This is a genomic window from Microbispora sp. H10949 (assembly GCF_014161435.1).
Taxonomy (GTDB): domain Bacteria; phylum Actinomycetota; class Actinomycetes; order Streptosporangiales; family Streptosporangiaceae; genus Microbispora; species Microbispora triticiradicis.
In genome coordinates this window covers 124,688-136,167 of sequence record NZ_JABBWZ010000014.1, presented here as the reverse complement: position 1 = coordinate 136,167, position 11,480 = coordinate 124,688, and the positions used below count along the sequence as shown (strand labels likewise).

Genomic DNA, 11,480 nt, shown 5'->3' with positions numbered 1-11,480 from the left:
GCTCCTCATACTGCCAGCAGGAGGGCACTACCCTCGGAGGCATGACTGACCGCCGTCTGCTGCTCGTGCACGCCCACCCCGACGACGAGACCATCGGCACCGGCGCGACCATGGCCAAGTACGCCGCCGAGGGCGCCCACGTGACGCTCGTGACCTGCACCCTCGGCGAGGAGGGCGAGGTCATTCCCCCGGAGCTCGCCCACCACGCGGCCGACCGGGACGACACCCTCGGCACGTACCGCATCGGCGAACTCACCGCGGCGTGCAAGGCGCTCGGCGTCACCGATCACCGGTTCCTCGGCGGCGCCGGCCGCTGGCGCGACTCGGGGATGATGGGCGGGGCGGCCAACGACCGCCCCGGCTGCTTCTGGCGGGTCGGCCTCGACGAGGCCGCGGGCGAGCTGGTCAAGGTGATCCGGGAGGTCAGGCCGCAGGTGCTCGTCACCTACGACGAGAACGGCTTCTACGGCCACCCCGACCACATCCAGGCGTACCGCGTCTCCTGGCGGGCCTTCGAACTGGCCGCCGACCCGGAGCACCCCGGCGGGGAGCCGTGGCGCGTCGCCAAGTTCTACTGCACCGCGATGCCCAGGTCCGTGCTGCGGCGTACGACGGAGACGATGCGCGAGACCCGCGTCGGCTTCTGGGTGCCCGACTCGGTCGAGGACCTGCCGTCGTGCCCCGACGAGGACGTGACGACCGAGATCGACGCCCGGCCGTACGTCGAGGCCAAGGTCGACGCGATGCGGGCGCACGCGACCCAGATCGCGGTCGACGCGCCCTGGTTCGCGTTGTCGAACAACGTCGGCCAGCAGATCCTCGGGGTCGAGCACTACATCCTGCGCGCGGGGGTGCCCGGGCCGCCCGGCATCGGCGTGCCCCCGGAGGCGGGAGGCATCGGCGAGCCGTACGACCGCGAGAGCGACCTGTTCTCCGGCATCGGCTAGGTTGGCGCTATGACCCCGGAGACCGAGGAGACGCAGGTCGGGGCCGAGGACGGTCCCGGCCCTGACGCCGGTCCTGTGGCCGGGGCCGTGGCAGGCGCGGCCTACGGCATGCTCTTCCTGCTGGGGCTCGTGCTGGGGGTCGTCGGCGGCTTCCAGCACGCGTGGTACCTGGGCGGGCTGCCGATCGCCGCGATCGCGTGGCTGGTCGTGCTGTTCGCCCTGCCGTACGCGATGGGCAGGATGATGGGCGGCAAGCTGGGGGCCCTCGTCCCGGCCGCCGGCTGGCTCCTCGTGTCGTTCGTGCTGTCCACGCCGCAGCGGGCCGGCGACCTCGCGATCGCCGGGAACCCCGCCGGCTACTGGTACCTCTACGGCGGCGTCCTCGCCGTCGCGGCCGCCGTGGCCGTGACCCGCTCCACCGGCTCCTGGCTGCTGCGGTCGTACGGCCGGGCGTGAGCTTGTCATGTAGCCTGCCCGGCAGCTTGCCCGGCTCCGGAGAGTCGCCGATCCTGGGGACATGCGGCGGTCGCACCGGGTCCGGCAGGTCATCAACTACGCCAATCTCTCCACACCCCTCGGCCTGCTGATCGCGAGGCTCGGCCGGGCACGCACGTGCAGGGGGGAGCGGGGGCTCGTCTACGCGCACGGCTACCGGATCCCGTTCCCGGTCGCCGGGGCCTTCACGGTCGGCAACGTGATCCTCACCAAGTACGGCGAGGGCTATCTCACCGGCCGGCTGCTCGACCACGAGGCGCGCCACGCCACGCAGTACGCCTTCTGCGTCGGCCTGCCGATGGTCGTGCTGTACCTCGTCGCCTCGGCGGTCTCGTTCGCCCTCTGCGGCCATCCGGGTTCGTGGAACCTCTTCGAACGGATGGCCGGCCTCGACGACGGCGGCTATCCCCGGCTGCGTCCCCTGTGGGCGAGGGCGCGATGGAGGGGGAATCGAATCCGCCGGTCGTAGGAGGAATATTTCCGGTCTCGTGGGGATCATGAGAGCGGAAGGGAGTTCCCCATGTCGCAGACGATCCAGCCGGAGAGCCCTGAGGCCCCAGAAATACGCGTTTCTTCCGATGTCGTCGTACGGCCCGCCACCACTCCCCGCCGGTGGCCGTCGAGCTTCGCCGACCGGCTGACCGCTCCCCTCCCGGACTTCCGAGAGGTGACGAGCGTCATGTGGCACGGGCAGCTCAGGCCCGACATCGGCGACGGCGACCAGATTCCTGTCCAACGTGTGGGCCTGCCCCGCGCCGCCGCGACCGAGACCATGGTGACCTGGGTCGGCCACGCGACGTTCGTGCTGCAGATCGGCGGGCTGACCGTCCTGACCGACCCGGTGTGGTCCCGGAAGATCCCCGGAGTGCGCCAGCGGCTGACCCCTCCCGGCGTCGCCTGGTCGGATCTGCCCAAGGTCGATGCGGTCGTGATCAGTCACAACCACTACGACCACCTCGACGCGCCGACCATCCGCCGCCTGCCGCGAGACACGGCCGTCTTCGTGCCCGCCAGGCTCGCGGCCTGGTTCCGGCGCCGGGGCTTCCACAACGTGACCGAACTGGACTGGTGGGAGTCGGCCCGCCTCGGCGAGGTGTCGTTCGACTTCGTCCCGGCCCACCACTGGAGCCGCCGTACGTTGTGGGACACCTGCCGGACACTGTGGGGCGGCTGGGTGCTCACCTCCTCCGAGCACCGGGTCTACTTCGCGGGCGACACGGCCTACGGGGAACGGTTCGCCCAGATCGGTGAGCGTTATCCGGGCATCGACCTCGCCCTCATGCCCGTCGGGGCCTACGATCCCCGCTGGTTCATGAAGGTCTCTCACGTCGATCCCGGGCAGGCCGTACAGGGATGCATCGACGTGGGCGCCCGGCGGATGGCGACGATGCACTGGGGCACCTTCGTGCTGTCCGGCGAGCCGCTCCTGGAACCGGTGCGCGAGGCCCGCGCCGCCTGGGAGTCGCGCGGCCTCGACCCGGGCGACCTGTGGGACCTGGCGGTCGGCGAGAGCCGTAGGCTGCCCTGACGAGGCGCTTTGGCACAATTCCCGCATGAGCTTCGCCACCGCTGATCTCTACGACGCCCACGGCGACGCGCTGCGCAGTTGCCTAACCCAGTTCCGTTCGTACGGCTCGCGTCCGCGGTTCTCCGGCCGGATCTCCACCATCCGTTGCCTGGAGGACAACGCGCTGGTCAGACAGGCCATCGGATCGCCGGGCGAGGGCCGGGTGCTGGTGGTCGACGGCGGCGGGTCGTTGCGTACGGCGCTGCTCGGCGACGTGATCGCGACCGCCGCCCTGAAGCACGGCTGGGCGGGCGTGGTCGTCAACGGCGCCGTACGCGACACGGCGGCGCTCGCCGGCCTGGACTTCGGCATCAAGGCACTTGGTTCCAATCCCCGCAAGAGCGCCAAGACCGGCCTGGGGGAGGTCGACGTCCCGGTGACCTTCGGGGAGGTCACCTTCGCCCCCGGCGAATGGCTCTACAGCGACGAGGACGGCATCCTCGTCGCCCCCGACCGCCTCGACCTCTGACCGGCCTCGGCTTCTTACCGATGCTGACTTCTGACCGACGCTGACTTCTGGTCGATGTCGGTTTCTGACCGGCCTCGACCTTTGACGGCCCGCCCGGCTCCCACGCGCCGCCCGCCCCTATACCCGCAGTCGGGTGGTGCGGGGGTTGCGGTAGGTGAAGGCCCAGCGGTCGTCTCCGATCTTGCGGCGGGTGTAGCGGGTGGGGTGGCGGTAGCGGTCGCGGTTGTGGAACTGGCACGCCGGTCCCAGCAGCTTGAGGTCGGTCAGCCCGCCGCTGCACCAGTCCTCGGCGTGGTCGATCTGGCACATCGTGGCCGGCAGCGGGCAGCCGTCCACCCAGCAGGTCGCATACCGGGCGAAGACCGCCCGCCGCTGCGCCGGGGTCGCCAGGCGGACCTTGCGGCCCATGTCCAGCACCTGCCCACCGGCGTCCATCACGATCCGCACCAACGTGCTGGTACGGGCCAGGCGATGCACGCTGGAGACGGGCAGCAGATGCCCGGTCGCCAGGATCAACCCCGGCAACCCCCGCAACCACACCCCCGGCGGCGGACTGTTCACCCCCACCCCCTCCCAGGCATCACCTTCCCGCCGGACGCTGCCTCCCAGCCACGCCCGGCCTCCCGGCCAGGTCTCGCGCCCCACCTGGGCGTCTCCTCCCAGCCAGGTGCCCATCGGGCCGGTGCCCGACAGGTCGGGATCAGGACCAGGGCCTGGGTAGGTGCCGGAGAAGTCGGGGCCAGGGCCGTCGCTCGGATCGGTGTCTGAGGGGCCGCTGGTGGCATGGTCCGCTGTGGGGTCGCCTGTGGGGTCGGCTGTGGGGTCGTCTGTGGGGTCGTCTGAAGGGCTGGCTGTGGGATCACCTGAGGGGTCGGTGCCTGCGGGCTCGCGTGAGGGTTCGTCGGCTGAGGGTTCGTCGGCTGGGGGGTCGTCGGGGAGGGATTCGGCGTTGACCAGTACCAGGAGCTCGGCCGCGATCTTGTTCTCCAGGAACGCGATGACCGCATCGGCGTTCCGCACGCTCGGGGTGCGGTCGTCGCCCTCGGCCTTGGGCCTGGCGTAGACGTCCAGCAGGTGCTGCATCCGCGCGGCGGCTTCGACCGGGAGGTAGAACTCTCCCTCCAGCCCGCCGTTCCTGCGCCGCCGGACCCGGAAGAACCGGCGGTCGAAGTCGGCCTGCTCGTCCTGCTCGTGGCCGTCGGGGTCCAGCACCGCCCGCAGATACCGCCCCGCCTTGGCCACCTCCGCCGCACCCGCCGAACCCGCCAACTCCAGCAGAATCCCCTCGGCGGTGGTCGCCTGCTCATCGGTCAACCCGGAGGTGGCGGTGCAGATCGCCTCCACGATGCCTTCGGCCAGGCTGCCCTCGGCGAACCGCTCACGCACCCGCGACAGACGACCCAACTCCACGCCCATCGTCACCAACCGACCGGCTCCGGGGATGGTCATCCCCCCGACAGAGCGCAACCACAACCTGGTGGAGGCATGCCCCTGGTTCCTCGCCTCCCCGGACCGATGCACCCGGCCCACCCGGGCGGCCAACGCCGAAGTGATCCGGTCACGGGCCACCAGCAACTCCTCGGCCTCGGCCAGACACACCTCCGCCGACTCAGGCACCGGCACCAGCGCCACTACCCGCGCCGCCTCACCAACCGCCGCCACCGCCACCCACGACGACGACCCACCGGCACCAGAAGCATCCCGGTCCGGGCCCGCATCGTTCCGGCCAGCGCCCGCGGCGCCGTCAGGCGCGCCACCAGGCGCGCCCTCGGCATCCCGATCAGGGCCCGCATCCCGACCCCGACCCACATCACCTTGGCCAGCGCCCGCGGCACCGTCCGACGCACCACCGGGAACAGCACCAGAAGCGCCACCAGGAAAACCGCCCGGATCGCCCGCCAAAGCGCAGTAGGGAACGCCAGCGGGATCGTCGCTCCAGGCTCCTCCTCCGACGCCGTCAGGAGAGACACCACTCGCGGTCTCATCACCGGTGAAATCAGTATCGGGCGCGTTGCCGCCACGAGTCTCGAATGCGCGGTCGAAGTTGGGCGTTTTCGCCGAATCGTCGAACCGGCTCGCGTGCTTCCGCGCCCTGGGCTCGACGATCGGCACATATTCACGGGCAAGTGCGCCCTCGGACGACCAGAGGGGCGAGTTGGCGGTGAGCTGATCCCACCAGTCGCCATCACCATTATCGTTCGAACGACGGAGGTGCTCAGGATCAGTGTCGAACAGATCCATCACGTCTCCTCACCGCTCGCTGATTCGAAATCCTGTATGAATTCTTCCATGTCAGCGCGCCGTGAACACCTCTGCATGGCGATTTGTTGGAGTCACAAATCGGCGGTTCATCAACGTGTTTCAGCCATTTGTCGGGCGATTTGTCGCCAGGGGATGTCGGATGATGCGGCAGCTCGCCGCCCGCAGTTCCGTCTCGCCCGCAGCGGACCGCAGCGGACTCGCGTTGGACTCGCGGAACATGGCCGCCGAGAGGCGCCCTGGCCGCCGCCAAGGCGTCCGGGTTGCTACCGCCGGGACGGCTCCCGGAACTCAAGCCGGCGGTGCTCCGGAACCCGAGCCGCAACGACTTCCGGAACCCGAGCCGAGACGGCTTCTGGAACTCAAGCCGGCGGTGCTCTCGAAACAGAGTCGGCAGGACGCTTGGAATCGAGCCGGCAGGCGCTCGGAACTCGGCCTGCCCGGAGCGCTGCCGTGGAGGTCAGATCCTGCCTATTTCGGCGGGCAGGTCGAGGGCGAGCACGTGGTCGAAGTGGAGGAAGGTCTCGAACTTGGCTCCCGGCGCGACCGACTCGTCGGTCTCCAGGTCGCCGAGCAGGCGCAGGGCCTCCGGGGTGTCGAGATCATTGTCCAGCGCACTCTGGACGCGTTCGGCGTGCGCGGCGTCGATCGGGCGGCTGGGCGACTCCGCCCACTCGGCCACGCTCCGCCGCAGGCGGCGCAGTTCCGCGTCGGCCGTCTTCAGGGTGTCCCAGGTGAGGTCCACCTGCTGCCGGTAAGGGTGCCGCAGCAGGGCCAGCCGTACGGCCAGGGGGTCGAGCCCCGCCGCGGCCACGCGGGACGGCGTCAGGGCGCCGCCAGAAGAACCGCCAGAAGAACCGCCAGAAGAACCATCAGGAGAACCACCGGGAAAGTCACCTTCAGACTCACCAGACGAGCCGCCGTCGGAGCCCACCGGCCGGCCCTCGAACAGCAGGCGTCCGGCGTGCGCCCAGTGGGCGGCCGCCTCTTCGCCGGTGGCGGCGTTCGACTGGGCCCGCACCCTTTCGTGGTGCGGGGAGCGCAGGTCGTCGCCGCCGACGTAGAGGTCGAAGCGCGGCCCGAGGAACCGCAGCGGCGTCGCCGTGCACTCGATGTCGCGGCTCGGCAGCCCGCGTCCCCAGGGCGCGTTCCAGGCCGCGCCCGCGCCATCCTCGTCGCCGGGCTCCCACAGGGTCCAGTCGCCGGAGGCCGCTTCACCGCGGATCTCCCCGTAGGCGGGGAAGGACGCCGCGTCGAACAGCACCGCCCCCTCCGGGGTGGCGTACGCGTGGCCGCGCTCGATGAGCCGTCCGATGAGCTCGATGATCAGGCCCATGGTCTCGCTGGTGCGGGGGGAGTGCTCGGGTGCGCGCAGGTTGAGCGCGAGGGACTCGGCTTCGAGCGAGGCTCCGTCGTCGCTCCCGTGCCCGAGGTCGTAGACGTTCCGGCAGGCGAGGACGCGCAACCCGGCCCGCTCGCTGAGGCGGCGGATCAGGTCGGCGAGCAGATGCGGGCGCGGGTCGCCGAGACCGGTGGGCCCGTGTGCGGCGCAGGTGTGCATCCGCAGGATCCGCGAACCCGCCGGTACGAGGGGCACGATCTGCCGGGTCAGGGTGTCGTGGAGCCGCAACATGCCTTGAGCCTACGTGCTGCGCCCGGCGTCCCCTTCACCCGAGCAAGGAACCTGAGTCAGGAAGCCCTCGGTCAGAAGAGGAAGGTCAGGACAGGAAGCGGAGGATCTCGCGGTCGCCGCGGTCGCGCAGGCGGTCGAGCACCTCTTCCCGGCCGGTTCCCTCGGCCAGGCCGATGCGCGCGCCGATGAGGCGCAGCCCCTCGGCCTCGGACGCCACCGGCGCGGTGTACCCGATCAGGTGCAGGGCCTGGTTGATCGCGGGCAGCCCGGCCGCGGCGGCGGGCAGGAACCGGGTCAGCAGTTCGCCGCCGTCGGAGACGGTGAGGAAGACGTGGTCGCCCTCGGAGGCGTTGTAGTCGGCCAGCACGTTCCTGATCGATCCGATGGTCGGCTGGTTGTGCCAGCTGATCACCACCTCGCCCGACGAGGTCGACACGGTGAGCTGGCCCCCGGGCGCCATGCCGAGATGGGCCGCGAAACCCGTCGGCAGCGGCGAGCCGGAGCCCCGCAGGTGTTCGGCGTTGACGTCGACCCGGTGCCACCACCGGCCGTCGCGGCTGCGGAAGCAGCGCCGGGTCATCGAGACGTCCCGGCGCGGCTGGTACGGCTCGCCCTGCGCCTGCCCCGCGACCCTGATGTAGCCGCGCTGGGTGCGTTCGAACCCGGGCCCTCCGGCGTACGCCCTGATCGAGCTCTCGCTCACGTCGTAGCGCGAGGTGAGGTTGTCCACGATCGTGCTCACGGACGCCTCGCCGCCCGCGCGCTCGATCTCCCGGGTGATCATCTCGCGGATGCCCAGGTACTCCTCGCCGCCCCAGCGGCGCAGGCCGTACTTGCTGCGGTCGAGCCGGATGAAGCGCTCGTCGGCGGCGAGCTGGTTGCGCAGCCCGACGAGGCTGTAGTCCTCGCCGATGCGGGCCTGGATCTCCTCCGGCGTCAACGGTCCGCCGGAGACCGCCAGCACGGCCTCGGCCTTGTCGCCCATGCTGCGCGGCCAGGGCACGACGTGCCCTTCGAGTACGCGCAGGTGCGGCACCGACGCCAGCCAGCGCTCGGCCACGTCCTCGCGTACGCCGAGCTGGGCCACCTGCGCGACCGCCTCGTCCATCGGGCGGGGGCCGTCGGAGAACAGCTGGCGCGTCTTCTCCCTGAGCTCGTCCGCGCCGCCCGCGACCAGCCAGCCGTCCACCTGGTCGTACCCCGTCAGCAGTGTGCGGACGAACCGCCACGCGGGGATCGCGAGGGTGATCAGCTCGGTGCGGTGCCACGGCACGGCCGCGGCGAGGTCGTCGGCGGGCACCGCGGAGCCGAGCCGGGTACGCAGCCAGGCCAGGTGGGCGTTGAGCGGCGCGGCGGCCGGGCTCTGCAGCCATTCCAGCACGTGGTCGCGCAGGTCGCGTTCGATCTGCCGGATCCGCTCGCGGGTGACGGAGAAGCGCTGGGCGAGCTCGTCGAGCGTGGCGCGCTGGGCCTGGCCGGGGTGCTGGCCGGACTGCTGGGAGGTGTCGTAGTAGAGCCGGTCCCTGGCGATGGCCCGCTGGCGGTCGTCCAGCCGGGCGAAGATCTGGTCGATGATCTCGGCCATCGGCCGTTCGGGGAGGGCCGGCGGGACCGGGACCCCGGCGGGCTCCCCGGCCGGCTCGGTGGCCAGCAGCCTGTCGATGACGTCGATGAACAGCTTGTGGACGACATCGCGGGGCCCGGGCGTCTGCAGGCTCTCCTCGGGGTGGGTGAACCTCAGCAGCGGCAGGATGTCGCCGAGGACCAGATGCGCCCAGCAGGCGCTGGTGAGGTCGGCGAGCCGGGAGGCGATCTGGACGGTCCCCACCGCCGCGCAGGCCCGGTCGAGGGGGAGTGCCTGCCACCACGCGTCGGGAAGACCGGGGTCGCTCGCGATCGGCTCTACCTGGCTGGGCGCGGTCCAGCGCAGCGGAGGCACGATGTCGCTAAGGCTCAGGTTCATGCAGGTCCAACCGGCGAGGGGAATATATCCGCAGTTCACACTAGGGGATCAGGCCAAGGTGGTCACACAGGCAGGAAGGGACTGGCGCGTCCCGAATAGGACACGTAGAGCAACTCTCCCGCTCGTGTGCACGCCACGTAGAGCAGCCCCCGTTCGCGTTGCAGATCGTGCGCCCGTGCCGTCGGATCCTCGGCGGCCGGGGTCAGCGCATCGGGCGCCGGCACGATTCCGTCAGCCACGCCTATCACGGCGACCCGGCGGAATTCCAGCCCTTTCATCCCGTGAAGCAAGGCGACTTTGACCGTGATGCCCGCTTCGCGAAGTGCGGTACGGGCGGTGCGCACGAGGTCAGCGGTACGCGCGGCTACCGCGATCTCGGCCGTGGGCACGCCTTCCCGCAGCCATTCGGCCACCGTCGAGACGAGGCCGGCGATCTCCGCCGCCGGGGTCACGTACTCGCGCACCATCGGGCGCGGACCGTGGCCCAGCCCGCGGTAGCCGTACAGCCCGGCGTTGCCCGCCACCAGGCCGTCGGCGGGCCCGCCGCCGCGCAGCCGCACGCCCCACGAAAGGATCTCCGGGGGCAGCCGGTAGGAGAGCTTCAGATGGAACCGGCGGACGGGGATGCCGACGTCCGCGAGCGCGACCCGCGTGTCGAACATGCGCTGGTGCGGGTCGCCCAGGATGAACAGGTCGTTCGGCGCGGCGGGGACCGCGGCCCGCAGCAGCCGCCACTGCGCGGGGTGCAGGTCCTGCGCCTCGTCCACCACGATGTGCCGGTACGGCTCCCGCCCCGGCTCCCGGTCGCCCAGCAGGTCGCCCACGGCCCGCCCCAGCAGCCCCGCCGCCTCGGAGGCGAGCTGGAGAAGGGTCCGCCGGCCCGTCTCGCGCAGCCGCCCGATGACGTGCTGGACGGCCTCCCACACCAGGGTCCTCGCCCCGGCGTCCAGCGGCACGCTGCGGCCCGGCCGGGCCGCCGCCTGGTACTCCTCCAGCGTCCGCAGGTCCTGCGCGAGGATCACCTGTTCCCACTCCCGCAGCAGGAACGCGCTGCCGAAGCGCCTGCCCGAGTGCTTCCCGAAGCGCCCGGCCGCCGCCTCCTGCCACAGCCCGGCCAGGTCGTCGGAGGAGACCAGCGCCGGGGCGCGGCCCTCCGCCTCGGCGACGATGCGGTGGGCGATCCGGTCCACGTTCCCCACCTCGACGCGCTTGCGCACCAGCTCGTCGCCGACCATCGTGTCGAGCCGCGCGGACAGCTCGGTCGCGAGGCCCTGCGAGAACGTGACCAGCAGGACAGGGCCGGTGGCCGCCCGGGCCAGCAGGGCCGCGCGGTGCAGCGCGATGACCGTCTTGCCGGTGCCGGCGCCCCCGGTGATCAGCACCGGCTCGTCGTACGCCGGCCAGTTGGCGTACGTGTGCTGCGGCGGGTAGAGGAACGTGCACCAGTGCGGCTGGGCGACGAGCCGCTCCAGCTCGGCGGCGTCGGCCGCGAACGCCGCCCGGTCGGGGCTGCGCCGCAGCGCGGTGAGCAGGTCCTCGGGGTCGACCTCGTCGGCCGCCCGGCAACGGCAGGCGTCCAGCTCGCGCCAGGCCGCCGCGAGCGAGCCGCCCCGGGCCAGCGCCGACAGCGGCGCGAACTGGCTGCGCGGGAGCAGCGGCTCCACCGCGGCGAGGTGGGCCTCCGACGTCATCATCCGCAGCAGCGGCAGCAGGCGGGCGTCCACGCCGATGTTCAGCAGGTCGGTGTCGCAGAAGTCCTCGAACACCGGACGGCCGCCGCTCCGCGACGCCCGGCGCAGGGCCGGTTCGATCCGCTCCAGCGCCTCGGCGTCCCAGACCTCCACGATCCCGACGGCCGTGTTCACCCCGAACCGGTGCCGCTGGGCGTACGACCACGCCTCGGCGTCCGGCAGCACGGTCAGCAGCCAGTAGACGTCGTCCTGCCGTACGACCACCCCTCGGTGGCGGTCGGCGAGCCGCAGCGTGGCGACCCGGGGATCGCGGCAGTTGCGCACCCTCTCGGGGTGCGGTGCGGTGGAGGCGTTCAGCAGGAAGCGGCGCACGGCGAGGATCGCCTCCCGGCGGACGGGCCGGGGGAGCGCGTCGAGCCCGTGCAGGAACTCCGGGGAGAGCGCGAGCCGGGGCAT

The 11,480-nt window shown here is 71.7% G+C and carries 10 protein-coding genes; 5 read left to right on the top strand and 5 right to left on the bottom strand.

Annotated features, from left to right (window positions below; translation table 11 throughout):
* Positions 1-41: 41 nt before the first annotated feature.
* From mshB to rraA, 5 genes are all read left to right on the top strand, one after another.
* Positions 42-947, top strand: coding sequence for an N-acetyl-1-D-myo-inositol-2-amino-2-deoxy-alpha-D-glucopyranoside deacetylase (gene mshB / locus HHX40_RS31360; protein WP_182883466.1), 906 nt, complete (start codon positions 42-44; stop codon positions 945-947).
* 9 nt (positions 948-956) lie between these two features.
* Positions 957-1,403 carry a DUF6113 family protein gene (locus HHX40_RS31355; protein WP_111701344.1) on the top strand — a complete coding sequence of 149 codons (447 nt, stop codon included), beginning with the start codon at positions 957-959 and terminating at the stop codon, positions 1,401-1,403.
* Between the two features lie 61 nt (positions 1,404-1,464).
* The gene (locus HHX40_RS31350; protein ID WP_182883465.1) at positions 1,465-1,911 is read left to right on the top strand and encodes a hypothetical protein; all 447 of its coding nucleotides are present in this window, start codon (positions 1,465-1,467) and stop codon (positions 1,909-1,911) included.
* Positions 1,912-1,962: 51 nt separating this feature from the next.
* Positions 1,963-2,970 carry an MBL fold metallo-hydrolase gene (locus tag HHX40_RS31345; protein WP_182883464.1) on the top strand — a complete coding sequence of 336 codons (1,008 nt, stop codon included), beginning with the start codon at positions 1,963-1,965 and terminating at the stop codon, positions 2,968-2,970.
* A 25-nt stretch (positions 2,971-2,995) separates the two neighbouring features.
* A complete protein-coding gene (rraA, locus tag HHX40_RS31340) occupies positions 2,996-3,478 on the top strand; it encodes a ribonuclease E activity regulator RraA (RefSeq protein WP_182883463.1) in 483 nt (160 codons plus the stop codon).
* A 117-nt stretch (positions 3,479-3,595) separates the two neighbouring features.
* Here rraA and HHX40_RS31335 read toward each other — a convergent pair whose 3' ends face one another.
* The 5 genes from HHX40_RS31335 to HHX40_RS31315 form a co-directional block, all read right to left on the bottom strand.
* Positions 3,596-5,140: an HNH endonuclease signature motif containing protein gene (locus HHX40_RS31335; RefSeq protein ID WP_182883462.1), complete on the bottom strand. Its 1,545-nt coding sequence runs from the start codon at positions 5,138-5,140 to the stop codon at positions 3,596-3,598.
* Positions 5,110-5,451 (bottom strand): hypothetical protein, encoded by a 342-nt coding sequence (locus HHX40_RS38000; protein WP_182883461.1) that lies wholly within the window; start codon positions 5,449-5,451, stop codon positions 5,110-5,112. Before HHX40_RS38000 ends, HHX40_RS31335 begins: the two co-directional genes overlap by 31 nt.
* Positions 5,452-6,197: 746 nt before the next feature.
* A complete protein-coding gene (locus HHX40_RS31325) occupies positions 6,198-7,370 on the bottom strand; it encodes a cysteine--tRNA ligase (RefSeq protein ID WP_182883460.1) in 1,173 nt (390 codons plus the stop codon).
* 85 nt (positions 7,371-7,455) lie between these two features.
* Positions 7,456-9,333, bottom strand: a complete 1,878-nt coding sequence (locus HHX40_RS31320) for a sigma factor-like helix-turn-helix DNA-binding protein (protein ID WP_182883459.1) — start codon at positions 9,331-9,333, stop codon at positions 7,456-7,458.
* A gap of 62 nt (positions 9,334-9,395) precedes the next feature.
* The gene (locus HHX40_RS31315) at positions 9,396-11,480 is read right to left on the bottom strand and encodes a UvrD-helicase domain-containing protein (RefSeq protein ID WP_182883458.1); all 2,085 of its coding nucleotides are present in this window, start codon (positions 11,478-11,480) and stop codon (positions 9,396-9,398) included.